The organism is Sphaerisporangium corydalis, from assembly GCF_025506355.1.
GTDB classification, from domain to species: Bacteria; Actinomycetota; Actinomycetes; order Streptosporangiales; family Streptosporangiaceae; genus Sphaerisporangium; species Sphaerisporangium corydalis.
Genome location: NZ_JANZYP010000065.1, coordinates 33,702 through 58,524, shown reverse-complemented (window position 1 = coordinate 58,524; position 24,823 = coordinate 33,702). Strand labels below are relative to the sequence as shown.

22 protein-coding genes are annotated in these 24,823 nt (G+C 72.0%); 11 read left to right on the top strand and 11 right to left on the bottom strand.

What is annotated here, in order from left to right; all coding sequences use genetic code 11:
* Window positions 1-42: 42 nt before the first annotated feature.
* The 4 genes from NYZ98_RS33165 to NYZ98_RS33150 form a co-directional block, all read right to left on the bottom strand.
* Entirely contained in the window at window positions 43-1,227 is a 1,185-nt protein-coding gene (locus NYZ98_RS33165; protein WP_262847618.1) for an ABC transporter permease, read from the bottom strand.
* On the bottom strand, window positions 1,224-2,096 hold the full coding sequence (locus tag NYZ98_RS33160; protein ID WP_316249629.1) for an ABC transporter ATP-binding protein: 873 nt from the start codon (window positions 2,094-2,096) through the stop codon (window positions 1,224-1,226). The genes NYZ98_RS33165 and NYZ98_RS33160 overlap by 4 nt, the downstream gene beginning before the upstream one ends.
* Entirely contained in the window at window positions 2,096-3,508 is a 1,413-nt protein-coding gene (locus tag NYZ98_RS33155; protein ID WP_262847615.1) for an efflux RND transporter periplasmic adaptor subunit, read from the bottom strand. Before NYZ98_RS33155 ends, NYZ98_RS33160 begins: the two co-directional genes overlap by 1 nt.
* Before the next feature lie 87 nt (window positions 3,509-3,595).
* Window positions 3,596-4,822, bottom strand: a complete 1,227-nt coding sequence (locus NYZ98_RS33150; protein ID WP_262847613.1) for an MFS transporter — start codon at window positions 4,820-4,822, stop codon at window positions 3,596-3,598.
* Window positions 4,823-5,412: 590 nt separating this feature from the next.
* Here NYZ98_RS33150 and NYZ98_RS33145 point away from each other — a divergent pair.
* Window positions 5,413-5,634, top strand: a complete 222-nt coding sequence (locus NYZ98_RS33145; protein ID WP_262847611.1) for an EF-hand domain-containing protein — start codon at window positions 5,413-5,415, stop codon at window positions 5,632-5,634.
* A gap of 19 nt (window positions 5,635-5,653) precedes the next feature.
* On the opposite strand, the gene proC is transcribed toward NYZ98_RS33145, so the two are convergent.
* Together proC and NYZ98_RS33135 are read right to left on the bottom strand one after the other, a co-directional pair.
* Window positions 5,654-6,448 carry a pyrroline-5-carboxylate reductase gene (proC, locus tag NYZ98_RS33140; RefSeq protein WP_262847609.1) on the bottom strand — a complete coding sequence of 265 codons (795 nt, stop codon included), beginning with the start codon at window positions 6,446-6,448 and terminating at the stop codon, window positions 5,654-5,656.
* A 125-nt stretch (window positions 6,449-6,573) separates the two neighbouring features.
* The gene (locus tag NYZ98_RS33135; protein ID WP_262847607.1) at window positions 6,574-7,488 is read right to left on the bottom strand and encodes a proline dehydrogenase family protein; all 915 of its coding nucleotides are present in this window, start codon (window positions 7,486-7,488) and stop codon (window positions 6,574-6,576) included.
* A 212-nt stretch (window positions 7,489-7,700) separates the two neighbouring features.
* Between NYZ98_RS33135 and NYZ98_RS33130 the strand changes: the two genes are divergently transcribed.
* From NYZ98_RS33130 to NYZ98_RS33095, 8 genes are all read left to right on the top strand, one after another.
* Complete coding sequence (locus NYZ98_RS33130; protein WP_262847605.1) at window positions 7,701-9,263, top strand: alpha/beta hydrolase; 1,563 nt, start codon at window positions 7,701-7,703, stop codon at window positions 9,261-9,263.
* 112 nt (window positions 9,264-9,375) lie between these two features.
* The gene (locus tag NYZ98_RS33125) at window positions 9,376-9,831 is read left to right on the top strand and encodes a hypothetical protein (RefSeq protein ID WP_262847603.1); all 456 of its coding nucleotides are present in this window, start codon (window positions 9,376-9,378) and stop codon (window positions 9,829-9,831) included.
* A gap of 163 nt (window positions 9,832-9,994) precedes the next feature.
* Entirely contained in the window at window positions 9,995-11,881 is a 1,887-nt protein-coding gene (gene dnaK / locus NYZ98_RS33120; protein ID WP_262847601.1) for a molecular chaperone DnaK, read from the top strand.
* On the top strand, window positions 11,878-12,513 hold the full coding sequence (grpE, locus tag NYZ98_RS33115; RefSeq protein ID WP_262847598.1) for a nucleotide exchange factor GrpE: 636 nt from the start codon (window positions 11,878-11,880) through the stop codon (window positions 12,511-12,513). Before dnaK ends, grpE begins: the two co-directional genes overlap by 4 nt.
* A gap of 35 nt (window positions 12,514-12,548) precedes the next feature.
* Window positions 12,549-13,733, top strand: a complete 1,185-nt coding sequence (gene dnaJ / locus NYZ98_RS33110) for a molecular chaperone DnaJ (protein WP_262847596.1) — start codon at window positions 12,549-12,551, stop codon at window positions 13,731-13,733.
* 21 nt (window positions 13,734-13,754) lie between these two features.
* Window positions 13,755-14,102, top strand: coding sequence for a heat shock protein transcriptional repressor HspR (locus NYZ98_RS33105; protein ID WP_262847594.1), 348 nt, complete (start codon window positions 13,755-13,757; stop codon window positions 14,100-14,102).
* A gap of 134 nt (window positions 14,103-14,236) precedes the next feature.
* Window positions 14,237-16,816: an ATP-dependent chaperone ClpB gene (clpB, locus tag NYZ98_RS33100; protein ID WP_262847592.1), complete on the top strand. Its 2,580-nt coding sequence runs from the start codon at window positions 14,237-14,239 to the stop codon at window positions 16,814-16,816.
* 97 nt (window positions 16,817-16,913) lie between these two features.
* Window positions 16,914-18,164 carry a hypothetical protein gene (locus NYZ98_RS33095; protein ID WP_262847590.1) on the top strand — a complete coding sequence of 417 codons (1,251 nt, stop codon included), beginning with the start codon at window positions 16,914-16,916 and terminating at the stop codon, window positions 18,162-18,164.
* A gap of 24 nt (window positions 18,165-18,188) precedes the next feature.
* Here the strand turns inward: NYZ98_RS33095 and NYZ98_RS33090 are convergent, their stop codons facing one another.
* A complete protein-coding gene (locus NYZ98_RS33090) occupies window positions 18,189-18,731 on the bottom strand; it encodes a tetratricopeptide repeat protein (protein ID WP_316249628.1) in 543 nt (180 codons plus the stop codon).
* A 161-nt stretch (window positions 18,732-18,892) separates the two neighbouring features.
* Between NYZ98_RS33090 and NYZ98_RS33085 the strand changes: the two genes are divergently transcribed.
* A complete protein-coding gene (locus tag NYZ98_RS33085; RefSeq protein WP_262847588.1) occupies window positions 18,893-19,123 on the top strand; it encodes a hypothetical protein in 231 nt (76 codons plus the stop codon).
* A 25-nt stretch (window positions 19,124-19,148) separates the two neighbouring features.
* On the opposite strand, the gene NYZ98_RS33080 is transcribed toward NYZ98_RS33085, so the two are convergent.
* Window positions 19,149-19,574: a DUF6069 family protein gene (locus tag NYZ98_RS33080; RefSeq protein WP_262847586.1), complete on the bottom strand. Its 426-nt coding sequence runs from the start codon at window positions 19,572-19,574 to the stop codon at window positions 19,149-19,151.
* Window positions 19,571-21,118 (bottom strand): MFS transporter, encoded by a 1,548-nt coding sequence (locus NYZ98_RS33075; RefSeq protein ID WP_262847584.1) that lies wholly within the window; start codon window positions 21,116-21,118, stop codon window positions 19,571-19,573. The genes NYZ98_RS33080 and NYZ98_RS33075 overlap by 4 nt, the downstream gene beginning before the upstream one ends.
* A 299-nt stretch (window positions 21,119-21,417) precedes the next feature.
* Here NYZ98_RS33075 and NYZ98_RS33070 point away from each other — a divergent pair, with 299 nt between their 5' ends.
* Window positions 21,418-22,383 carry an AraC family transcriptional regulator gene (locus tag NYZ98_RS33070; RefSeq protein WP_262847582.1) on the top strand — a complete coding sequence of 322 codons (966 nt, stop codon included), beginning with the start codon at window positions 21,418-21,420 and terminating at the stop codon, window positions 22,381-22,383.
* A gap of 9 nt (window positions 22,384-22,392) precedes the next feature.
* Here NYZ98_RS33070 and NYZ98_RS33065 read toward each other — a convergent pair whose 3' ends face one another.
* Window positions 22,393-23,055 carry a TetR/AcrR family transcriptional regulator gene (locus tag NYZ98_RS33065; protein ID WP_262847580.1) on the bottom strand — a complete coding sequence of 221 codons (663 nt, stop codon included), beginning with the start codon at window positions 23,053-23,055 and terminating at the stop codon, window positions 22,393-22,395.
* Between the two features lie 31 nt (window positions 23,056-23,086).
* A complete protein-coding gene (locus NYZ98_RS33060; protein WP_262847578.1) occupies window positions 23,087-24,802 on the bottom strand; it encodes an SDR family oxidoreductase in 1,716 nt (571 codons plus the stop codon).
* Window positions 24,803-24,823: the final 21 nt, after the last annotated feature.

The following is a 24,823-nucleotide window of genomic DNA, read 5'->3' as shown; positions in this document are numbered from 1 at the left end:
CGGGGCCCGGGGGGTCGGGGGGTCGGGGCCCGGGGGGTCGGGTTATTCGGCGCGGAGGGCTATGACGGGGTCGAGGCGGGCGGCGCGGCGGGCGGGGGCGACGCCGAAGAAGACGCCGACCGCGACCGAGACGCCGAACGCCAGGGCGATCGACCACCAGGTGATCGCCGCCGGGACCGGGGACACCGCCTGGATCAGCAGGGAACCGCCGACGCCGAGCAGGATGCCGAGCACACCGCCGATCGTGGTCAGCAGCACCGCCTCGATGAGGAACTGCCCGAGGACATCACGCTGCCGGGCGCCGAGCGCCTTGCGCAGGCCGATCTCCCGCGTGCGCTCCCGGACGCTGACCAGCATGATGTTCGACACCCCGACCCCCCCGACCAGCAGCGAGATGCCCGCGATGGCCGCCAGGACGCCGGTGAGCATGCCCAGCACGCTCCCGATGGTCCCGAGAAGCTGCGTCTGGGTGACGGCGCTGAACCGTTCGCCCGGATACCGCCCGCTCAGCCCCTGGACGACCCGCTGCCGCAGCGGCTCGATCTCGTCCGGCCCCGACGCGCCGACCGCGATGCCGTTGATGCGCGACAGCCCGATCAGGCGCTGGGCCGTCGTGACGGGGACGTGCACCTCCTGGTCACGTGCCACCCCGAACGTCGCGCCGACCGGCTGGTACAGGCCGATCACCCGGAACCGCACGCCCGAGATCGTGACCTGGCGGCCGATCGGGTCGACGTCCCCGAAGAGCTTGGCCCCCACCTCCGAGCCGAGGACCGCGACCCGCCGCCGCGTGTCCACGTCGGTGGCGCTGAGGTACCGGCCCCGGCGCAGCGGCCTGTCGAAGATGTTGGGCAGGTTCTCGTCGGTCCCGGTGAGCGTGGCGAAGACCTCGACGCGCCCGACCCGTACGGACTCGCCCGAGTTGACGGCCACCGTGACCTTCGAGGGGTCGCCGACCACGCGGCGGACGAACGCGACGTCCGCCAGGTTGAGGCGGCTCTGCGTGGGCGCGGCCCCGAGCCCCACCTGGCCGGGGACCACCAGGATGATGTTGCTCCCCAGCCCGGCGATCTCCCGCTCGATCGCCTCCTTGGCGCCGGTCCCGATCGCGACCAGGATGACCACGGCCGACACCCCGATCACGACGCCGAACATCGTGAGCGCGCTGCGCAGCCGGTTGACCCGCAGCGCCTCCAGCGCCATCCGGAACGCCTCAGCGGTCCTCACGACACGCCACCCTCACGCTCGTTCGCGGTGTCGAGTTCGATGCGGCCGTCGCGTACGTGGATCCGGCGCCGGGCCAGGTCGGCGACCTCGCGCTCGTGGGTGACCAGGACCACCGCCACCCCGCGTTCGGAGTTGAGGTCACTGAGGATGCCCATCACCTCCTGGCCGCTCTTCGAGTCCAGGTTGCCCGTCGGCTCGTCGGCCAGCACCACCCTCGGGTCGCCGACCAGCGCACGCGCGATCGCCACCCGCTGCTGCTCGCCGCCCGACATCTGGGACGGCCGGTGGTCCAGCCGGTGCGCCAGGCCCACCGATTCCAGCGCCCGCCGCGCCCGCTCGCGCCGTTCGGCCTTCGCCACCCCCCGGTACACCAGGGGCAGCGCCACGTTCTCCAGCGCCGAGGTGCGGCCGAGCAGGTGGAACGACTGGAACACGAACCCGACGGCCTGGTTGCGCAGCTCCGCGAGGCCGGTGTCGTCCAGCGTGGAGACGTCCACCCCGTTGACCCGCAGCGTGCCCGCGGTCGGCCGGTCCAGGCAGCCGAGCAGGTGCATGAGCGTCGACTTGCCGGACCCGGACGGGCCGAGGATGGCGACGAACTCACCCTGGTCGATCCGCAGGCTCACCCCGCGCAGCGCGTCGACCGAGACCCCCTCCAGCCGGTAGGACCGAGCAAGCTCGACCGCCTCGAACGCGGGCGCCCCGCCCTCGCCCTCACCGCCCGCTCCACCATCCCCACGACGCGCCCCCGCACTCCCAGGTACGCCCCCCTCACCGTCCCTGTGGCGCGACCCCGCGCTCGTCCATGGGCCGTCCATCCCGCCGCCCTCGCCGGGCAGGTCCGGTCCGCCGGAGGCCGGGTGTGTCATCACGTGAGCTTCTGGCCCGGGCGCACGGTGTCGGCGCCCCTGACGACGATCCGCTCGCCTGCCGTCAGACCCCGGGCGACCTCGACGACGTCGTCACCCTGCGCCCCGAGCTTGACCACCCTGCGTTCGGCCGACCCGTCGGCACGCACCACCCACAGCACCGTCTCCTTGCCGCTGGTCACGATGCTCGACGCCGGCACCGCCACCGCGTCCGGCGACTCGCGCACGGTGAGCCGGACGACCGCGCTCATACCGGGCTTCGGTACCGGCGCCCCGCCCCCGTCGTCGTAGGCGCCCTTGCCGAGCGCGAGCCGTACGGGGTAGCTCACCCCGCCCGTCGTGCCCTCCTTCGGGGTCACGCCCACCCCGGTGACCTTGGCGCCGTACGCGGCCCCCGTCACCGCGTCGAGCTCGACCTCGGCCTTCACGCCTGGCGTGACCAGGAGCACGTCGGTCTCGTCCACGTCGGCGGACAGGGTCAGCTTGGACACGTCGGTCACGGTCGCGATCGCGTCGCCCGCCGCGACCGGGACGCCGGTGGCGATCGTGCCCCCGGAGGTGGCGGCTCCGGCGTTCCCCGAGGAGCCCGCGGCGGCCCCCGCCTGCCCGGCCAGCCCCGCGGGGAGCTGGCCGATCAGGGAGCCGAGGCCGGGGGCGCCGCCGCCCGAGGCGCCGCCGAGCGTGACGACCCCGCCGAAGGGGGCCTTGACCACCAGGCCCTTGACGGTGCTCGACGCGAGCCTGACCGCCGTCTTCGCCTGGGACCTGGAGGCGGCCTGAAGGGAGGACATGGACGACGCCAGCCCGCCCAGCCCGGCGCCGATCTGGCCGCTCACCTGGGACAGCACCTGGTTGACCGAGCGGGTCAGTCCTTGGGTGATCTGGTTCAGCGCGGCCCGCTGCGCGCGGTGCTGGGTCCGGGCCGAGTCGATGGCGGCCAGCAGTTGCGTCCGCACCTGCGGGTCCTTGATCTTCTTGGCCGCCGCGCGCGCCCTGGCGAAGCCCTGGGCGACCTTACGGTCGAGGGACGAGGTGGTGCTCAGGCCGGCGAGCCGGATGCTGGGCGCCGCGACCCCGCCGCCCATCCTGACCGGCCTGGACGCCTGCCTCTCCGCCTTGCGCGCCTGTTCGAGCTGGTCCTCGGCCTGCGGTGAGCTGATCCTGGCGAGGATCTCTCCCTTGTCGACCGAGTCGCCGTCGTGGACGTACAGCCGGGCGACCGTGCCCGCCGCCGGAGAGCGCAGCGTGGCCGTGGCGCGGGCGCCGACGGTCGCGGGCGCCTCGACGACCTCGCTCACCGGGCCGTACTTGGCCGTACCGATCTGCACTTTGGGCGTCTCGTCCTGCGAGCAGGCCGAGAGCACCAAGGTGAGGCCTATGAGAAGCGGGGGGATACCGCGACGAACCGTCACCCGGCCCATCGTAGGAGGACGACCCGTCCCCCCGCCTGGGCCCCCGGTGATCAGGGGGACGGCGCGAAAATCCAGGGCCGGGCGGCGTTAGCGGAGCGCGGGGGCGCGGCGCAGGCGGCGGATGGCGGGGACCGCCAGCATGACGCCGCATCCCGCCACGGCGATCACCGACGAGACCGCCAGCACCTCCCTGGCGCCCACCACGGAGGCCACCGGGCCGGAGAGGGCCTGGCCGACGGGCACGGCCATCACCGAGCCCGCGACCTCGTACGCGTGCACGCGGTTCAGCACCTCGGGCGCCACCTGGGTCTGCACGCTGGTCATCCACATGACGCCCCAGAAGGCGTACCCGGTGCCCGCGGCGAGATGGCAGGCGGCCATGAGGGGCAGCGGCAGGTTCAGCGTGATCGACAGCGGTTCCAGTGAGAACAGGAACATGGCCGTGGCCCCGGCGGCGAGCGGGCGCCCCGGTTCGACCCTCATCGCGACCAGGCCGCCGAGGATCGTGCCCGCCCCGAAAGCCGAGGTGACGAAGCCGTACCCGGTCGCGTGGTACGAGGCGTTGATCAGGGTGGCGCCGATCGGGAGGACCGGGCCGAAGACCGCGATGCCCATCACCGCCCAGATGACGATCACGCCCCACATCCAGGTGCGGGAGCCGAACTCCCGCCACCCCTCCTTGAGGTTCGCCCATATCGACTCGTCCTCGGCCACCTTCGGGACGGCCCTGAGCCGCAGGAGGGCGAGGCACACGGCGCTCACGCCGAAACCGGCCGCGTCGATCAGGAACACCACGCCCACGTCGGCGAACGCCACCAGCAGCCCCGCGACCGAGGGGCCGATCAGCAGCATCAGGGACTCGGAGGTGCGCTGGGTGGCGACGGCGCGCTGCACGTCCCTGGCGATCTGGGGGACGAGGCTGGCCATGCCGGGCTGGAACATCGCGGCGGCGGTGCCGTTGACGGCGGAGATGGCCATGAGCTGCCACAGGGCGGGCGTGCCCGCGAGGAACAGCACCGCCGTCAGCGTCTGGGAGACCAGGCGGACCAGGTCGGCGCCGACCATCATCCGGCGCGGCGTGAACCGGTCGGCGAACACCCCGCCGAACAGGACGAGCACGGCCATCGGCACCATCGAGGACGCGAGCGTGAACCCGACGCCACTGGCCCCGTACCCGGCCTGGAGCACCCCGAGCGAGGTCGCGACCGGCACCATGGCGGAGCCGAGCATCGACACCGACCGAGCCGTGAAGAACAGCCCGAACTCCCGCGTCCAAACCGCCGCCCCCACCACTGGCGCTAGGCCATCCGCCACCGCCCGATCGTCCGCCCCCAGCACACCCACATCACCCACCACCGGCCCCAAGCCGTCCGCCACCACCCGATCGCCCGTCCCCGCTCGATCGTCCGCCCCCACGGCCCCCAGCACACCCACATCACCCACCACCGGTGCCGAACCTTCCGCCATCGCCCGGTCGGCCGTCCCGGCTCGATCGTCCGACACGGCTTGGCCCGCCTCTGGTGCTCGGCCGTCCATCACCGTCCGGTCGTCCGCCCCCGCTGTCCGGCCGTGGGTTTCCGGTAGGTGGTCGGTAGGCCGGTCGTCCGTGGTCATGGTTCGGTCGCCGGGTCGGTCATGTCAGCGGCCCCTGCCACGATGCCCCCATGTCGCCGTGTCCTGTTCCACCCCCGGTCACGCAGCACTCTATTAGCAAGGTTTCCTAACCATTGGCCCCACCCCCGGCCACCCGCACCCCACCGGCCGGCACCGCGCGACGGCAGCGCGACGTCCCACCAGGCCGCGCTGATGCTGGTGGTTCGGGGTGGGTCGTGCTCGTTCGGGGGGATGGGCGAACTAGGGTGTTCGGCGTACCAGGTAACTACTCGCGCCGGAGGCGGTTCTCCTTGTCCGCAGTACCCGCTGATCAGCGATGGGCCCAGCTCAAGCGCCAGTTCGAGTCGATCGACAGCGACGGTGACGGCTTCATCACCCACGCGGAGTTCGCCGAGCACTTCCCGCACCTGCCCGCGGAGGCCCTCGGCGCCCTGGACCAGAACGCCGACTCCGACGGCGACGGCCGCCTGTCACTGGAGGAGTTCCTCCGACTGACCTCCCCCGACCACTGACCCGGCCGGCACGGGGCGGTCAGCCGGAGGCGAGCTGGCGGCTGCGGTCGCGGGCCGCCTCGATGGCGGCGAGGAAGGCCGCGCGGACGCTGTGGCGCTCCAGCTCCGCGATCGCGGAGATGGTGGTGCCACCCGGCGAGGTGACGGCCTCGCGCAGGATGACGGGATGCTCGCCCGAGTCGCGCAGCATGATCGCCGCGCCGACGATCGACTGGGTCACCATGTCGAGGGCCGCCGCGCGCGGCATGCCCAGCAGGATGCCCGCGTCGACCATGGCCTCGACCAGGTAGAAGAAGTACGCCGGGCCGCTGCCGGAGAGCGCGGTCGCCGCGTCCTGCTGGGACTCGGGGATGCGCAGCACCTTGCCGACCGGGCTCAGCAGGTCTTCGGTGTGCTTGAGGTGGATCTCGGAGGCGTGGGCCCCGGCCGAGATGACGCTCATGGCCTCGTCGACCAGGACCGGCGTGTTGGACATGACCCGCACGACGGGCACCTCGTCGCCGAGGCGCGACTCCACGAAGGACGTCGTGATGCCGGCCGCGACCGAGATCACCAGCCGGCCCGGAGGCACGTGGGAGGCGATCTCGGCGAGCAGGGCCCCCATGTCCTGCGGCTTGACCGCGATGATCAGCGTGTCGGCGATCTCGGCGGCCTCGCTGTTGGACACCACCCGCACACCATGGCGCTCGCGCAGCGAGCGGGCCCGTTCCTCGCGGCGGGCGGTGGCGATGATCTCACCCGGGTCGACGCCGGCACGCAGCAGCCCGGACAGCAGGGCCTCGCCCATCTTGCCGGTTCCGAGAATCGCGATCATCTCAAGGCACCTCGCTAGGAGTCGGGAAACGCTGGCAGCCTACCGACTCCCGCCGCCCCGGGACCTGCCACGGAACCGCCTGTGGACAACGGCCCCGCCGCCGGGGCCACCTGTGGACAACGGCGCTATCGGCCCGCCAGCGATCGGGCGAGGAGGGTCAGGTTGGCCGGGCGTTCGGCGAGGCGGCGGGTGAGGTGGCCGTACCAGTCGGTCCCGTAGGGGATGCGCACCCGGACGCGCGAGCCGAGATCCGCCAGCCTCCGCTGCTCCGACCGGCGCACCCCGTACGCCATCTGGTACTCGAAGCCGCCCGGCTCGCGCTCGTTCAGCACGGCGAGCGCGGAGGCGACCTCGATGAGCCGCCGGTCGTGCGTGGCGACCATCGGGTACCCCTGCCCGGACATGAGCACCCTGAGGCAGCGCACGTACGACCGGTCGATCTCGGCGACCTCGTTGTAGGCCACCGGGGCCGGTCCTTCCACGGGGCCCCGGCTCAGCCGTACGCGGGCCCCGGAGAGCGACCGGCAGTGGTCCTCGGCGCCGCGCAGGCTCGACCGGACGGCGACGCCGGTGGAAGGGTGGTCCTCCAGCAGCGCCGCGTGCACCCGGAGCGCGGCCTCGGCCGGCGCCACGCCTTCGGTGTCGACCGTGACGGTGGCCCCGGCCTCGCTCGCGGCCTCGCAGACCCGCGCGGCGTTCTCCCTGGCGAGCTGTTCGCCGACGTTGAGCCCGAGTGCGGTGAGCCGCAGGGTGAGGTCCGCGCCCTTCGCGATGCCGCGCCGCGCGAGGCCGTCGAGGAGCGCGAGGGAGTCCTCGACGGCGCGGGCGGCCTGCCCGGCGCCGCGGCCCTCCTCCCCGAGGCGGTCGAACGTCACCAGCAGCCCGTCGGCCACGACGCCCTCGGCCGCCGAGGCGGCGTCCTCGGCCGTGGTCCCCGCGACGTACCGGCTCACCAGCCTGCGGGTCACCCCGGCCGTCCTGACGACGCTCTCGACGCGACCGCTGCTCGAAGCGGCCAGCAGAACCTCACGCAACACCATCGGCACCCTTCCCGGCTCGGTACGACTCCAAGGGGGAGACCTCCCCAACCTACGGTGCCTCAGGCATCGATGATCCAATCGTGACCCCATGTTGCGGTTTGACAACCAACTGACGACGCATGTCGTCTTATAAGTCTTTTATCCGCATGATCTACCCGATGGTGCCTTAAGTCGGTTCCAACGACGGAGCCGCGGGCATCGGAGGGGTACAAGTGAAAAAGATCCTCATAGCGCTGGCCACCGCCGGCCTGGGTCTGAGCGGAGCACTGGTCACGGCACCCGCGATGGCCGATGCCCAGCAGGCCCCCGACCACACGTCTCCCGCTCCCGTGTGGGAGCAGTGCGCCGCTCTTCCCGCGGGCATCGAGTGCGCTTCGGTCACGGTCCCGCTCGACTACGACCGCCCGTGGGGCAAGAAGATCAAGATCGCCGTGTCACGCAAGACGGCGACCGACACCGCCCACTACCAGGGCGCGATCCTGTTCAACCCCGGCGGTCCCGGGGGCAGCGGCCTCGGCTACCCGTCGGTGATGCAGACCCGCCTCGGCGCCCCGCTGGCCGCGCAGTACGACCTGATCGGGTTCGACCCCCGCGGCGTCGGGTCGAGCGAGCCCGCGCTCCGCTGCGACCCGCACTTCTTCGACCCGGTGCGCCCGGACTACATCCCGGCCAACTGGTCGGAGGAGTCCGCCTGGCTGAAGCGGATGCAGGGCTACTCCAAGGCCTGTGACTCCGCCTACGGCGACGTGCTCAAGCACATGACCACGATCGACGCGGCCAAGGACATGGACGAGATCCGCAAGGCCCTCGGCCAGAAGCAGATCAGCTACGTCGGCTACTCCTACGGCACCTACCTGGGCGCGACGTACGCCACCCTGTTCCCGAGCAAGGTCCGCCGCCTGGTGCTGGACAGCATCGTCAACCCCGAGCGGGTCTGGTACGGCGCCAACATCGACCAGAACCACGCGTTCGAGGCGCGCGCCAAGGCGTTCTTCGCCTGGATCGCCCAGTACGACGCCACCTACCACCTCGGCACCACCGGCGCCGACGTCGAGAAGGCGTTCTACGACTCCCGCGCCAAGCTGAAGGCCACCCCGGCCGAGGGCAGGGTCGGACCGGACGAGCTGGACGACACCTACCTCGCGGGCGGATACCTGAAGAGCCGCTGGCCGCTCCTGGCCAACGCCCTCTCCCGGTACGCCACCGCGGGCGAGACCGCCCCCCTGGTCGCGGCCTACGGCACCTACGGCGACAGCAGCGGCGACGACAACGGCTTCGCGGTCTACTCCGCGGTGGAGTGCACCGACGCCCGCTGGCCGCGCGACTGGGGCACCTGGCACCGTGACTGGTGGGAGTCCTACCGGACCGCCCCCTTCCTGAGCTGGGGCAACGCCTGGTTCAACGCGCAGTGCCAGTCCTGGCCGGTCCGCGGGCACAACGACCTGCGCATCAACGGCTGGGCGATCAAGAACGCCCTGTTCTTCCAGGACACCAAGGACGCGGCGACGCCGTACCAGGGTGGCGTGGAGATGCACAGCCGCTTCCCGACCTCGCGCCTGGTGGTCATGGACGGCGGCGGCAACCACGGTCTCACCGGCCGGGGCAACGCCTGCATCGACGACATCTGGAAGGCGTACCTGACCGACGGGACGCTGCCGGCGAGCCGGCCCGGACCGGACGCCCACTGCGCGCCGTTCGCCGACCCGGTGCCGCCCGCGGCGACCCTGCGTTCGGCGCCGACGGCCGACGACGACTGGGTGCCCGGCGAGCGCTGAGCCCCGCCGGATCGGCACACGCATGACGGAAGGCCCCCAGGCGCCGCGACGGCCCGGGGGCCTTCCCGTGTCCGAACCCGGCGGGGACCGGGTACGTCAAAGGGATATGCGGATGATGACGGCGACCATGACGACCGGCTCCCTGCTGCTCGCGCTGGGCTGTGGCAGCGCCCCGGGCGGCGCGCCCGTGACCCCGGGCCCCGACACGGCGGTCTCCTCCAGCCCCGGCCCGGCGGACGGCGCGATCACCCCGGCGGGCACCCCGACGCCCACCAGGCCGAAGGGGCACACCGTCGACCCGCACAAGGTGAGGTGGGTGAAGGCGACGCCCTCCCGTGACGGGCGCAAGCTCAAGATCGTCTGGTGGTCGGGGGTAGAGCCGTGCAACGTGCTCGACCGCGTCGCCCTGCGCCAGACCGGCCGGAGCGTGACCGTCACCCTGTACGAGGGCCAGGCGCGCGGGGCGCGGGACGTGGCGTGCATAGAGATCGCCGTCCAGAAGACGACCACCGTCAAGCTCAAGGCGCCCCTGCGCGGGCGAGCGGTGATCGACGGCGCGCGGCGCTGACCCGCTTTCTCAAGCAGTACGTCCACATTTCTCACCCCGGGCCCACGGAATGCCTCCGGCCCGCATAGGGTTGAGCCCGTTAGACTCAAGTCGCTTGACAAACAGCCGAGCGGGTTCCAACATTGAGTCATACAGACTCAACTTTGACTACAAGGACGTACTCATGGCACGTGCGGTAGGTATCGACCTGGGGACGACCAACTCCGTCGTCTCGATCCTCGAGGGCGGTGAGCCCACCGTCATCGCGAACGCCCAGGGCTCGCGGACCACGCCGTCCGTGGTCGCCTTCGCGAAGAACGGCGAGGTCCTCGTCGGCGAGGTGGCCAAGCGGCAGGCCGTCACCAACGTCGACCGGACCATCCGCTCGGTCAAGCGCGAGATGGGCTCCAACTGGTCCGTCGAGATCGACGGCAAGAAGTTCTCTCCCCAGCAGATCAGTGCCTTCGTACTGCAGAAGCTGAAGACCGACGCCGAGGCCTACCTGGGCGAGAAGATCACCGACGCGGTGATCACGGTCCCCGCGTACTTCAACGACTCCCAGCGCCAGGCCACCAAAGAGGCCGGCACGATCGCGGGCCTCAACGTCCTGCGCATCATCAACGAGCCCACCTCGGCCGCCCTGGCCTACGGGCTCGACAAGGACAAGGACCAGACCATCCTGGTCTTCGACCTCGGCGGCGGCACCTTCGACGTGTCCCTGCTCGACGTCGGCCAGGAGGACGGCCACGGCTTCGTCGAGGTCAAGGCCACCAGCGGTGACAACCACCTGGGCGGCGACGACTGGGACCAGCGCGTCGTCGACGAGCTGGTGACCCGCTTCAAGAACGCCCACGGCGTCGACCTCGCCAAGGACAAGATGGCGCTCCAGCGCCTGCGCGAGGCCGCGGAGAAGGCCAAGATCGAGCTGTCCGCCCAGACGGAGACCTCGGTCAACCTGCCCTACATCACCGCCTCATCCGAGGGCCCGCTCCACCTCGAGGAGAAGCTGACGCGCTCGGAGTTCCAGCGCGTGACCGCCGACCTGCTCGAGCGCTGCAAGGGCCCGTTCCACCAGGTCATCAAGGACGCCGGCATCAAGGTCGCCGACATCGCCCACGTCGTGCTCGTCGGCGGGTCCACCCGCATGCCGGCCGTCAGCGAGCTGGTGAAGGAGCTGACCGGCGGCAAGGAGCCGAACAAGGGCGTCAACCCGGACGAGGTCGTCGCCATCGGCGCCGCGCTCCAGGCCGGCGTGCTCAAGGGCGAGGTCAAGGACGTCCTGCTCCTCGACGTCACCCCGCTCAGCCTCGGCATCGAGACCAAGGGCGGCATCTTCACCAAGATCATCGAGCGGAACACCACGATCCCGACCAAGCGGTCGGAGGTCTTCACCACGGCGGAGGACAACCAGCCGTCGGTGCAGATCCAGGTCTTCCAGGGTGAGCGCGAGATCGCGGCCTACAACAAGAAGCTGGCCACGTTCGAGCTGACCGGCATCGCGCCGGCGCCGCGCGGAGTCCCGCAGATCGAGGTCACCTTCGACATCGACGCCAACGGCATCGTCCAGGTCGGCGCCAAGGACCTCGGCACCGGCAAGGAGCAGTCGATGACCATCACCGGCGGCTCCGCGCTGCCGAAGGACGACATCGAGCGCATGATGCGCGAGGCCGAGTCCTACGCCGAAGAGGACAAGCAGCGCCGCGACGACGCCGAGACGCGCAACAACGCCGACGCGCTCGCCTACCAGACGGAGAAGTTCCTCCGCGAGAACGACGAGAAGGTCCCGGCCGAGGTCAAGACCGAGGTCGAGGAGTCGCTCACCGAGCTGAAGAAGACGCTGGAGGGCACCGACTCGGCCGCCATCCGCGCCGCGGCGGAGAAGCTCGCCACCGTCAGCCAGAAGATGGGCTCGGCGATCTACGCCCAGTCGCAGGCCGACGCGGCCGGCGCACCGGCCGACGCGACCGGCACGCCCACTGACGGCACCCCCGGCGGCAACAAGTCCGACGACGACGTCGTCGAGGCGGAGATCGTCGACGACGAGCCGAAGCGGGAGGGCGGTGCCGCGTGACGTCCCCGAACTCTGGGAGCGAGCACGAGGGCCTGGTGATCCGCGACAACCGCCGCATCGACCCCGAGACCGGGGAGGTGCGCGAGGGGGTGGCGAAGGCGGCCGACCAGCCGGCGGCCAGGCCCGACGACGGCCTGGCGGCCGACCTGGCCGCCCAGCTCGCGGAGCGCACGGCCGACCTGCAAAGGCTCCAGGCCGAGTACTCCAACTACCGCAAGCGCATCGAGCGCGACCGGGTCGTGGTCCGCGAGCTGGCGGTGGCCGGCGCGCTGACCGAACTGCTGCCGGTGCTCGACGACATCGGCAGGGCCCGCGACCACGGCGAGCTCACCGGCGGGTTCGCCAAGGTGAGCGAGGCGCTGGAGAGCGCGGTCGGCAAGCTGGGCCTCACCACCTACGGCACCAAGGGCGACCCGTTCGACCCGACCGTGCACGAGGCGCTGATGCACAGCTACTCCTCCGAGGTCACCGTGCCCACCTGCGTGGAGATCCTCCAGCCCGGCTACCAGATCGGTGACCGGATCCTGCGCCCGGCACGGGTCGCCGTCGCCGAGCCGGAGGAGCCGGCGACCCTCTCCGCGTCCGAGGCGGGTGAGGCGGGCGAGGCCTCGGCCGACCCCGAGGGCAATTGAGCTACCACCCCTTTGGCTCGCGAAGGAAGCGATAGATGAGCACCAAGGACTACCTGGAAAAGGACTATTACGCGGTCCTTGGTGTGTCGAAGACCGCCACCGCCGAAGAGATCAAGAAGGCGTACCGGAGACTCGCCAGGAAGTACCACCCGGACGCCAACCAGGGCAACACCGAGACCGAGGCGAAGTTCAAGCAGGTCTCGGAGGCCTATGACATCCTGTCCGACACCAAGCGCCGCAAGGAGTACGACGAGGCGCGGACGTTGTTCGGATCAGGGCTCGGCGGGTACGCGGGGGGCGGCGCCCCCCGCGGCGGTGGCGGTTTCCCGTTCGAGTTCGGCGACCTGTTCGGCGGCAGCGCCCAAGGCGGCGGCGGCACGGGCGAGCGCATCGGCGACCTGTTCGGCGGCCTGTTCAACCGGGGCGGGCGCCCCACCACCTCCACCACGAGCCGGCCCCGCCGGGGCCAGGACATCGAGTCGGAGGTCACGCTCTCGTTCAACGAGGCCGTGGACGGCACCACGGTCTCGCTCCGGCTGACCACCGCCTCGGCGTGCACGGCCTGCCACGGCACGGGCGCCAAGGCCGGCACCACCCCGCGGGTCTGCCCGACCTGCGAGGGCACCGGCGCGGCCAGCCGCAACCTCGGCAACTTCGCCTTCTCCGAGCCGTGCCGCGACTGCAAGGGACGCGGGCTGCTCGTCGACGACCCCTGCCCGGTGTGCGAGGGCAGCGGGCGCGGCAAGAGCACGCGCACCCTGCAGGCGCGCATCCCGGCGGGGGTGGCCGACGGCCAGCGCATCCGGCTGAAGGCCAAGGGCGCCCCCGGCGAGAACAGCGGGCCCGCGGGCGACCTGTACGTCTTGGTCCATGTCAAGGCGCACTCCGTCTTCGGCCGGTCGGGCGACAACCTGACCATCACCGTGCCGGTCACCTACACCGAGGCGGCCCTCGGCGCCGAGATCAGGGTGCCCATCCTGCAGGGCCTGCCGGTGACCCTCAGGATCCCCGAGGGCACCCCGAACGGCCGCACGTTCCGCGTGCGCGGCCGGGGTGTCACGCGCAAGGACGGCACCAAGGGTGATCTGCTCGTCACCGTGGAGGTCGCGGTGCCCCAGCACCTCGGCGAGAAGGAGCGGTCCGCGCTGGAGGAGCTCAGGTCGGCCTCCGACGGGATCGACCCGCGCGCCGAGCTCCTCAAACAGGCCGGTAGCGAGTAGCCCCGAAGGGAGGCGACGCCGATGGACGCCAACTTCTTCGACCTGTCCGACGACACACCCGTGTACGTCATCTCGGTGGCCGCCCAGCTCTCCGGGCTGCACCCGCAGACGCTCAGGCAGTACGACCGCCTCGGCCTGGTCAGCCCCGGCCGCACGGCCGGCCGGGGCCGGTTGTACTCCACCCGCGACATCGTGATGCTCCGCGAGGTCCAGCGGCTCTCCCAGGAGGAGGGCATCAACCTCGCGGGCATCAAGCGCATCCTCGTCCTGGAGACCGAGAACCTCCACATGCGCGAGGAGATCAGCCGCCTGCGGGGCGAGATGACGATGATCCGCGCTCTGATCCAGTACCAGCTTCCTCCCGCGTGAGCGCGACGCGACCCACGCCGGGGCTCCGGGCGAGGACCGTCACGGGGCCTCCGGCGCACACATAGCGAAGTGGCGCGGCGACGCCGGCCCGGTCGGCGCCCGGACGGCCGCCATGCGAGAAAGGCAAGGCAATCGTGGACTACAAGCTGACGCGAAAGAGCCAGGACGCCCTGTCCGGGGCGATCCGGCGCGCCGCCGCTGAGGGCCACCCCGAGGTCGCCCCGGCCCACCTGTTCACCAGCCTGCTCTCCCAGACGGACGGCACCGCCGTCCACCTCCTGGAGGCCGTCGGGGCCGACTGGAAGGGGCTGCGCTCCGAGACCGAGCGGCAGCTCGACCAGATCCCGAAGGCGCAGGGGTCCACGGTGAGCGCGCCGTCCTCCTCACGGCAGCTTCTCGCCGCGCTCAACACCGCGGCCGCGCGGGCCAAGCAGCTCGGCGACGAGTACGTCTCGACCGAGCACCTTCTGGTCGGCCTCGCCACCGACGGCGGGTCCGTCGCGACCCTGCTCAAGGCGCAGGGCGCGACGCCGAACGCCCTGCTCGAAGCCTTCGAGAAGGTACGCGGCCACGCCCGCGTCACCAGCGAGAGCCCCGAGGACACCTACCGCGCGCTGGAGAAGTACGGCGTCGACCTCACCGAGCTGGCCAGGGCCGGCCGGCTCGACCCGGTCATCGGCCGCGACAACGAGATCCGCCGCGTCGTCCAGGTGCTCAGCCGCCGCACCAAGAACAACCCGGTGCTGATCGGCGAGCCGGGCGTCGGCAAGACCGCTGTGGTCGACGGCCTCGCCCAGCGCATCGTGGCCGGCGACGTCCCCGAGAGCCTGCGCGACAAGCGCCTGGTCTCGCTCGACCTCGGCTCGATGGTCGCGGGCGCCAAGTTCCGCGGCGAGTTCGAGGAGCGGCTCAAGGCCGTCCTGAACGAGATCAAGGAGAGCGACGGCCAGGTCGTCACCTTCATCGACGAGCTGCACACCATGGTCGGGGCGGGCGCGGCCGAGGGCGCGATGGACGCCGGCAACATGCTCAAGCCCATGCTGGCCAGGGGCGAGCTGCGCATGATCGGCGCGACCACGCTCGACGAGTACCGCGAGCGCATCGAGAAGGATCCCGCGCTGGAGCGCCGGTTCCAGCAGATCTACGTCGGCGAGCCCACGGTCGAGGACACGATCGCGATCCTGCGCGGGCTCAAGGGCCGCTACGAGGCCCACCACAAGGTGCAGATCTCCGACGGCGCGCTGGTCGCCGCCGCCACGCTGTCGGACCGCTACATCACCGCGCGCTTCCTGCCCGACAAGGCGATCGACCTGGTCGACGAGGCCGCGAGCCGGCTCCGTATGGAGATCGACTCGCGCCCGGTGGAGATCGACGAGCTCCAGCGGGCCGTGGACCGGCTCAAGATGGAGGAGCTCGCGCTCGCCAAGGAGACCGACGAGGCCAGCGTCCAGCGCCTGGAGAAGCTGCACAAGGAGCTGGGCGACCGCCAGGAGGATCTCGACGCCCTCGTCGTCCGCTGGCAGAAGGAGAAGTCCGGGCTCAACCGGGTCGGCGAGCTGAAGAAGGAGCTCGACGAGGCCCGGTCGGCGGCCGAACGCGCCCAGCGCGACGGCGACTTCGAGGCCGCCTCCCGGCTGATGTACGGCGACGTGCCGCGCCTGGAGAAGGAGGTCAAGGAGGCCGGCGCCCAGGCGCAGCCCGAGAACCCCATGGTCAAGGAGGAGGTCGGCGCCGACGACATCGCGCAGGTGATCTCCGCATGGACCGGCATCCCTTCCGGGCGCCTCCTGGAGGGCGAGACCGCCAAACTGCTCCGCATGGAGGACGAGCTCGGGCGGCGGCTCATCGGTCAGCACGCGGCCGTACAGGCCGTCTCGGACGCCGTCCGGCGGGCACGCGCGGGCGTGGCCGACCCCGACCGGCCGACCGGCTCGTTCCTGTTCCTCGGCCCGACCGGTGTCGGCAAGACCGAGCTCGCCAAGGCCCTCGCCGACTTCCTGTTCGACGACGAGCGCGCCATGACGCGCATCGACATGAGCGAGTACGGCGAGAAGCACAGCGTGGCCCGGCTGGTCGGCGCCCCTCCCGGCTACATCGGTTACGAGGAGGGTGGCCAGCTCACCGAAGCCGTGCGGCGGCGGCCGTACACGGTGGTGCTGCTCGACGAGATCGAGAAGGCCCACCCCGAGGTCTTCGACATCCTGCTGCAGGTGCTCGACGACGGGCGGCTCACCGACGGCCAGGGCCGCACGGTCGACTTCCGCAACACGATCCTGATCCTCACCTCCAACATCGGCTCGCAGTACCTCGTCGACCCCACCCTGGACACCACCACCAAGCGCGACAAGGTCCTCCAGTCCGTCAGGAACTCGTTCAAGCCCGAGTTCCTGAACCGGCTCGACGACGTGATCCTTTTCGACGCGCTCGGCTCGGAGGAGCTGACCCAGATCGTCGAGCTGCAGGTCGCCAGGCTCGCCCGGCGGCTGTCCGACCGGCGCCTCACCCTGGACGTCACCACTGCGGCGCGCGACTGGCTGGCGCTCACCGGCTACGACCCGATGTACGGCGCGCGGCCGCTGCGGCGGCTGGTCCAGTCGGCGATCGGCGACAAGCTCGCCAAGGGCCTGCTCGCGGGGGAGATCCACGACGGGGACCAGGTCACCGTCGATCTGGACGTCACTGGAGACACCTTGACCGTCAGGTCGTCCCGGTAAGGAAATGCCCAGGGTTGGGTTAACGACCCGCCGACGCCAGGCCTCCTTGGCTACTTTCGGTGCTCGTCGAAGCACCGGAAGTAGTCAGGGAGTGTTCATGCGTACTTCACACAGCATCCGAGGGTTCCTCGCGATGGCGGCGGTCACCGCTGGCGTCAGCTGGGCGGGGATGAGCGGCGCGGACGCCGCGTCGGTGCCCTGCCAGACCGGCGTCCCGGCGCTGGTGTACAGCTCGGGCGTCGTCGTGTACCCGTGCCTCGGCCTGTCGTGGCCCGACGACCTCGACGACGGCCGGGTCGGCCCCTGGCTCCCGACGACCGCCACCACCACCCAGATCACCCCCACCCTCCCCGACGGCCGGCCCCTCCAGCCCGCCACCGTCCAGACCGGCCCGGCCGCCCTGCAGGGCACCCCCGGCATCCAGTACGCCCCCGGCGTTCAGGGCGGAGTCCCGGGTGGCCCCGCCGTCCAGGGCGGTCCTCAGGGCGGGATCGGCGTCCAGGGGAACCCGGGAGGCGAGGAGTACCACGGCGGCGACCAGGGTGAGGAAGGGTACGGCGGCGAGGGCGAGGAGCACGGGCCCGAGCAGAGCGAGAACGGGTACGGCGGCGGCCATGGCGAAGGCGGGTACAACGGACCCGACCGAGGCGAGAACGGGCCCGGCGGGGACCAGGACGGCCCTCGTGGCGGATACCACGGACCCGACCGGGACGAGAACGGGTACGGCCCCGCCGAGGACCGCGGGCCTGACCAGGACGGCGGCGGCCGTGGCGGATACCACGGCGGCGAGAACGCCGACGGCTACCACGGCGACCAGGGCGACGGCCCTCGCGGGGGCAACGGCGACCACCAGAACCGCATGAAGAGCGACTTCCCCTCGGGCCCGGCCACCACCGGCCCCTCGGACGTCCCGGGCGCCGGCCTCGACGCGGCGGCGACGCCGTCACTGATGCCCATCGCCCCCCAGACACCCGCCCTCACCACTCCGCCTCCCGCTCAGCAGGCCCCCGCGGTCCCGGGCGGAAACGCCACGTCTCCGGCCCCGGGCGCGACGGCGGAGAACGCCTCGCCCGCGCCCGGAAGCGTGCGACCGGAGGTCGTGACGGGCGCGGACGCCGCACCGCCGGCGGGAGCCGCTCAGCAGGCCCCCGGCGATCTACCGGCCGGGGCCGCAGGTCAGGAGGGTGTCGACTCCGGGATCGTCCGGCCCGTCGAGACCGGTGCCGGCACGGTCGGTGCCAGGCTGGCGGTGCCGCGCCTCGTCGCGCGCCCCGGGGAGGACGGCGCGAACTCGGTCGGCACCGAGCTCAGGCTCCCCCCGCTCGGCAAGGTGCTGAACACCGGCTGATCGCCCGAGGCGCAGGGCGGCCGGTCAGCGGGAGACGTCGAGGAGCGCGTCCAGGTCGTCTTCGGGGAGGCCGAGGTCGACGCGGATGCGATAACGCGTGCGCAACAGCGCGTCCCGCGTGCCGCCGCCCGCGCCCTCACTCGTGAGGACCCCTTCGGTCGCCCACTCGTGCGCGCCTGACAGGTCGCCGTAGGCCACCAGCGTCTCGGCCACGTGTAAGGCGGTGCCCGGGTCGACCCGGCCGTCCGCCTTGATCGAGTCGACCAGTTCCCGGGCCTCGGCCGGCCGGTCGAGCTCGAACAAGGTGTCGGCGATGCCGGCCCGGGGATCGATGCTCACCTCGCCCCCGTCGTCCAGTGCCCGTTGGAAGCATTCGAGGGCCCGCGCCGGTTGCCCGGCCTGGCGCCACTCCTCGGCGGCGAGCACCAAGATCGCGGCACGGGACACCTCACCGGACGCGTAACCGCGCGCCAGATCATCGAGCCGCCCGGCGAGCGCCCCGTGGTCGTCATGGAGAAGAGCCTGTTCGAGCAGCCGATCAAGGTGCTCACGTGTCACATGTGCCACAAGACGAGATTACCGAGCCCCGCTCAACTATGCGCGGACAACAGCAGGCATTACTTCGGTACTGATTCGCACATGGTTGGCTACCGTCCGCGTGTCGTACGAGACGAGGGGGCATATTCCCCCTGCCTGGAAGGTCGCGCACGCCGTGAGAAGGAGCTGCGATGGACATGTCCTGGCAGACGACCTTCGCCGTGGCGTGCGCCGCGATCGTGGTCACGGTGGTCCCCGGCACCCTCGGGTACGCCACCGCCCGCGTCGAGACGGCCGTCCGGCAGAGCCAGGAGGTGTCGCGGTTGCGGGCCGAACTCCAGTCGGTGCGCAAGGCGGTCCAGGAGGTCTCCGACCCCTGCGAAGTCCCGCCCGAGGGCACCGTTCCCGGCGCCTCCCACTGAGGAACCACGCCCCTGCCCCGAGGCATCACCCTCGCTTCCTCCGTAGCGAGGGGATGAGGACGGCGGCCACCGCGACGTGCATCAGCGACAGCACGATCCTGGTACCGGCCGTGGCTCCGACGAACGTCACCGGGACGAAGGACACCGCCAGCACCACGAGGGCGAGCACCGTCCATATGGTGCGGGCACGTCGGGTGAGGCGTTCCAGCACCGCGAGCGCGCCCCACCCGAGCAGCGAGAGCACCAGCGTGAACATGACGACGATCGGCAGGCCGATGGGCCCGGCCGGCTGACCGTTGCGGGGATCGACGACGAGGCCGACGTCCAGCACCTGGGCCACCAGCCAGATCAGGCCGGTGGCCACCACCGTCCCGGCGGTCGCGAGGGCTCTGACGCGCAGGACCGGGGAACCGCCGGCGATGGGCTGGGGCGTCCGTGCGTCGGTCGTCATGGCGTACTCCTTGAGATCGCAGGATCGGACAGGCTCGGGTCGGACGGGGTCGAATCGGCCAGGCTGGGGGCGGAAGGGCTCGGAGCGGGCGGATCGGCCGAGCGGGGAGGAACGCCGGGGGCGGCGGGTCCTGGTGGGGCCGGGGTGCGCAGGAGGGTCAGGGTGAGGACGATGGCCACCGCGACCAGCACGGCCCCGGCGCCGAACGCCAGGTGATATCCGTCGTTGAGCGCCGCCACGGCGTCCAGGCCCCCGATGGACGGCAGGACGCCGGTGCGCGCGGTCGCCAGGGCCGCGAGGAACGCCAGCCCCAGCGCCCCGCCCGCCTGCGCCGACGTGGTGAGCAGGCCGGACACCAGCCCCGCGTCCCTGGGCGTCGCCTCCGACATGGCGAGGGTCATCACCGCCGGCATCGCGAGCCCGGCCCCGGCGCCGAGGAGCGTCATCATCGGCAGGACGTCCAGCGCGTACACGCCGCCCACCGGAGCGCGGGCGGCCAGGGCCAGGGCCGCGAAGACGCCCGCCAGCCCCCACAGCAGCACCGTGGGCTCGCCGAACCTCCCGATCAGCCGCGCCGACAGGCCGAGCGAGACCGCCGCGAGCGCCACAGGGACCGGCAGGCCCGCGAGGCTGATCGTCACCTCGTCGTAGGCCAGCACCCGCTGCAGGTACAGCACGCTGAGGAACGAGAACCCGATCATGGAGGCCACCATCAGGAACTGGACGAGGTTGGCCCCGGTGACCGGCCGCGAGCGCAGGATCCTGGGCGGCAGGAGCGGGTCGGCCGCGCGGACCTGGCGGAGCGCGAACGCGGCGAGCAGGACGACGGTCGCGGCGCCGAGCGCGTACGTGCGCGCTGATCCGCCGGGCCCGCCGGCCCCGGCGATGGTGAACACGCCGAGCATGAGACCGGCGGTGACCAGGAACGCGCCCAGGACGTCCACCCCGGCGCCCAGCCCGATCCCCCGGTCGGCGGCGACGATCCGCACGGCCAGGACGGTGGCCACGATCCCGATCGGGACGTTGACGAAGAAGATCCAGTGCCAGCCGGCGCTCTGGGTGAGTACGCCGCCGGCGACCCCGCCGATCGAGCCGCCGGCCGCCGCGACGAAGCCGCTCGCGCCGATCGCCTTCGCCCGCTCGCGCGGCTCGGGGAAGAGCGTGACGACGATGCCCATGCTGACGGCGGAGGCGACGGCGCCGCCGACGCCCTGGACGAACCGTCCCGCGACCAGCATCCCCTGGCCGGTGGCCAGCCCGCACACCAGTGACGAGGCGGTGAACAGGATCAGGCCGGCGACGAAGACGCGCTTGCGCCCGAGCAGGTCGCCGAGCCGCCCGGAAAGCAGGAGCAGCCCGCCGAACGCGATCAGGTACGCGTTGACGACCCAGGCCAGGTCCGGCTGGGAGAAGCCGAGGTCACGCTGGATGGCCGGCAGCGCCACGTTCACGATGCCGCCGTCAATGATGATCATCAGCTGCACGGTGCTGAGCACGGCGAACGCCGTCCAGCGGGAGCCGCTGCCAGGTGGAGGATGTCTCATAAGTGCCGCTTTCTGATCAGACGTCGTTTCAGCGCGCGCCCCGGTCCCCGGCAGGCCCGAAGACCCGCCCCCGATCGCGGGCATGCCGGAGACGGGCCGCGCACGGCCCTGGGCATGCCGGAGACAGGCCGCGCACGGCCCTGGGCATGCCGGAGACAGGCCGCGCACGGCCCTGGGAGGGGAGGATTGACTCGCTCGTAGTCGACCGTATGGGGACCGAGGAAGACAGCCAATGCGTATGAGTCTTCCGTTCATACGCCAACGTCCACCGGGCCGGATTCCGGGGTTATGCTCGCCGTATGGACGTGCTGAGCGACGTGATCGCCACCATGCGCACCGGCGAGCCCCGTTCGGCGCTCGTCGAATGGCACGCGCCGTGGGGCCAGAGCTACCCGCCGATGCCCAGCGCCGGCTTCCAGGTGATCCTCCAGGGGTCGTGCTGGCTGATCCCGCCGGAGGGCGCGCCGCTCGCGCTCGGCGTCGGCGACGTGGTGTTCCTGCCGTACGGGCGGGGGCACGCGCTGGCCGACAGCCCCTCCACCCCGCTGAACGACGTCGCCTGCGACCCGCACGACTCCGGCTACGAGCGGCGCTACGCGTCCCCGCCCGCCGGCCGCCGCCGCCCCGACGACCCGGGCGCGGTCACCGTCACCCTCTGCGGCGCCTACCAGCTCGACCCCGCGCGGGCGCATCCGCTGCTGACCGACCTGCCGGAGATCGTCCACCTGCCCGCCCGGCTCGGCCACCACCCCGAGCTGCGCGCCGCCGTCGAGCTCCTCGGCGGGGAGCTCGACCGCCCGAGGCTCGGCGCGGACGCCGTGGTGCCCGCCCTGCTCGACATGCTGCTGCTGTTCATCCTGCGCGCCTGGTTCGACGAGCAGCCCCACCACGGCACGCCCACCGGCTGGGCGGCGGCGCTCAACGACCCGGCGGTCAGCGCGGCGCTGCACGACATCCACCACGACCCCGGCCACCCGTGGACGGTCGAGGAGCTGGGCGCCCGCGCCGGGCTGTCACGGGCGGCGTTCGCTCGCCGGTTCGCCGCGCTGGTCGGACGGCCGCCGCTCGCTTACCTGACGTGGTGGCGCATGACCACGGCCGCGCGTCTGCTGCTCGACTCCGACGCGCCGCTCACCGTCGTGGCCGAGCGGGTCGGCTACTCCTCGGAGTTCGCCTTCGCCAACGCGTTCAAGCGCGAGTACGGCACCGCGCCCGGCCGGTACCGCCGCCAGGAGCACCTGGAACCGGCGACGACCGGCCCCTGACGAACGCCGTCAGGCCCGCGCGGTCCGCTGGGCCTGGAGCTGGCTCGACAGGTATTCGCGGATCAGCCGCTTGGCCCCGTCCACGAGCGGCGGCCACCCACCCGGGTCGCGGCGGAACGCCAGCGCGAGCACCGCGCCGCCCGCCTCGACCGCGACCGTGAGGCTGAGGTCCAGCTCCTCGCTGTCGGCCATGCCGAACTCCTCCAGCAGCAGCCCGCGCAGCCGCCCGGCGATCACCATGTTGTTCTCCGAGACCGTGTCGAGCAGGTTGAGGTCGACGGCGTCGCCGAACCGCAGCGAGCGGAACCCGGGAACGGTCCTGTGCATGTCGACGTACTCGTCGATGATGGCGTCGACCGCGTGCCACCAGCCGGTGAACTCCTCGGTCATGAAGCGCCGGCCCACGCGGGAGATGAACAGCTCCACGTTGCGCTGGGTCAGCGACTGGGTGATCGCCCGCTTGTCGGGGAAGAACTGGTACACCGAGCCGATCGCGACGTTGGCCCGCTCGGCGATGCGCGTGGTGGAAAGGGCTTCGTAGCCGACCTCGTCGAGCAGCTCGGCGCAGGCGTCGAGCATGCGCTCGACGCGGCGGGCGCTGCGGCGTTGCGACGGTTTGCGGCGCAACGAGACCTGTTCATCGTCGCAGGGGTCAGTCGGCGAGCTGGGCACAGCATCATCTTGCCCCTTCCGCGTCCGGCGGTCAGTCCTTCCCGGCCAGTCGTCCTAAATCGGAATCCGCGATTCGGGCGAGACCGCGCAACAGCCCCGGGGAAAGCCGCGAAAGCGCGTATCCGATCCTGCCCTCGGCGTTCACCGGGACCACGGCGGTGTTGCGGTGGACGGCGCGGAGGATGTGCGCCGCGACCCGCTCGGGCGCGTACCCGCGCCGCTGGAGCGCCTGCTCGGTCAGCGCCCGGTCTCCCCCTCGGTACGTCGCGTTGCCGGCGATCGGGGTGGAGACGAACCCCGGGCAGATGACGCTCACGCCGATCCCCCGGCCGGCCAGCTCGGCGCGCAGGCAGTCGCTGAGCATCTTCACCGCGGCCTTGGACGTGGAGTAGGCGGGCAGCACCCGTGAGGGCACGAAGGCGGCGAGCGAGGCGATGTTGACGATGTGGCCGCCCTCGCCGCGCTCCACCATCTGGCGGGCGAAGAGCCGGCACCCATGGACGACGCCCCAGAGGTTGACGCCGATGGTCCGCTCCCAGTCGGTCAGCTCGTGGTCCAGGAAGGGCCCGGTGACGGCGATGCCCGCGTTGTTCACCACGATGTCCGGCGTGCCCAGGTCGTCCTGGACGGCCGAGGCGAACCGCTCCATCGCGCCGGTGTCGGAGACGTCGACCTGGCGGGCGTGGGCGGTTCCGTACAGGCGCCCGATGTCCTCGGCGGCGCGCCGGGCGGCGTCGAGGTCGAGGTCGGCGCAGACCACTTCGGCGCCGTGGGCCGCGAAGGCCCGGGCCGTCGCCCGGCCGATGCCGCTTCCCGCGCCGGTGACGACCACGAGCCGCTGGTCGAAGGCCTTGCGCCCCTCGGCGACCCTGGCGCGCCTCAGCTCACGGGAGGGCTCGGCGCCGTGCTCTACGTGGCGGGCGAACTCGGCGATCATCCGGGCGACCGTCGCGGGATGGCTCCGCTGCGCCCAGTGGCCGGCCGGGATGGTCCGGTGCCACATGCGCGGCACCCACCGGTGCAGGGACGCCAGCAGCTTCGGCGACACGAAGATGTCCTTGCGCGCCTCGATGAGCTGCAACGGGACGTCGACGTACGGCTCGGGCACGAGGTCACGCCCGGCGAACATGTTGGCCCGGTAGAGGTTGAGGCCGTTGGTCCCGTCCTGGACGAGAGTGTCGGCCGGGTGGCCGTCCCGGGGCTCGATGCCCTCCGACAGGCGCATGGTCCGGGCGAGCGTGCGGGGCGCCACCGTCCGCCAGGCCAGCTCGCCCGCCCCCGGCGCCTGGAAGGCGGCCATGTACCACGACCGCACGGCCTGTCCGGCGACCTCCCGCTTGGCGGCGTTCCGCATGAAGTGCGACCCCTGGTCCAGGCCGGGGCCGCCGAGGGAGGTGAACGAGGCCAGCCGTTCGGGGAACCGCCGCGCGGCCTCCCAGCCCTGGATGGAGCCCCAGTCGTGGCCGACCAGGTGGACGGTGTCCTTGCCGATGGCGTCGAGCACCTCGGCGAGGTCGTCCACCAGGCGGCCGAGGGCGTACCCGCCGGCGTCCCTGGGCGTGGACGACGCGCCCGCGCCCCTGACGTCGTACCGCACGACGTGGAAGTCGGCCGCCAGCAGGTCGGCGACCTCGTCCCACACCCGGTGGGTGTCGGGGTAGCCGTGGATCAGCAGCAGAGTGGGATCGGCCGGGTCCCCCTGTTCGCGCAGTGCCAGTCGTACCGAGCCCGCCTCGATGAACCGCATACGCCTACTCCACACCATGGA

What these genes read in the sequence shown, in the direction of transcription:
- NYZ98_RS33160 (WP_316249629.1), bottom strand. Translation starts at nt 2,096, where the DNA reads ATGACACACCCGGCCTCCGGCGGACCGGACCTGCCCGGCGAGGGCGGC.
- proC (WP_262847609.1), bottom strand. Translation starts at nt 6,448, where the DNA reads ATGATCGCGATTCTCGGAACCGGCAAGATGGGCGAGGCCCTGCTGTCC.
- NYZ98_RS33135 (WP_262847607.1), bottom strand. Translation starts at nt 7,488, where the DNA reads ATGGTGTTGCGTGAGGTTCTGCTGGCCGCTTCGAGCAGCGGTCGCGTC.
- NYZ98_RS33125 (WP_262847603.1), top strand. Translation starts at nt 9,376, where the DNA reads ATGATGACGGCGACCATGACGACCGGCTCCCTGCTGCTCGCGCTGGGC.
- dnaK (WP_262847601.1), top strand. Translation starts at nt 9,995, where the DNA reads ATGGCACGTGCGGTAGGTATCGACCTGGGGACGACCAACTCCGTCGTC.
- dnaJ (WP_262847596.1), top strand. Translation starts at nt 12,549, where the DNA reads ATGAGCACCAAGGACTACCTGGAAAAGGACTATTACGCGGTCCTTGGT.
- NYZ98_RS33105 (WP_262847594.1), top strand. Translation starts at nt 13,755, where the DNA reads ATGGACGCCAACTTCTTCGACCTGTCCGACGACACACCCGTGTACGTC.
- NYZ98_RS33095 (WP_262847590.1), top strand. Translation starts at nt 16,914, where the DNA reads ATGCGTACTTCACACAGCATCCGAGGGTTCCTCGCGATGGCGGCGGTC.
- NYZ98_RS33085 (WP_262847588.1), top strand. Translation starts at nt 18,893, where the DNA reads ATGGACATGTCCTGGCAGACGACCTTCGCCGTGGCGTGCGCCGCGATC.
- NYZ98_RS33080 (WP_262847586.1), bottom strand. Translation starts at nt 19,574, where the DNA reads ATGACGACCGACGCACGGACGCCCCAGCCCATCGCCGGCGGTTCCCCG.
- NYZ98_RS33075 (WP_262847584.1), bottom strand. Translation starts at nt 21,118, where the DNA reads ATGAGACATCCTCCACCTGGCAGCGGCTCCCGCTGGACGGCGTTCGCC.
- NYZ98_RS33070 (WP_262847582.1), top strand. Translation starts at nt 21,418, where the DNA reads ATGGACGTGCTGAGCGACGTGATCGCCACCATGCGCACCGGCGAGCCC.
- NYZ98_RS33060 (WP_262847578.1), bottom strand. Translation starts at nt 24,802, where the DNA reads ATGCGGTTCATCGAGGCGGGCTCGGTACGACTGGCACTGCGCGAACAG.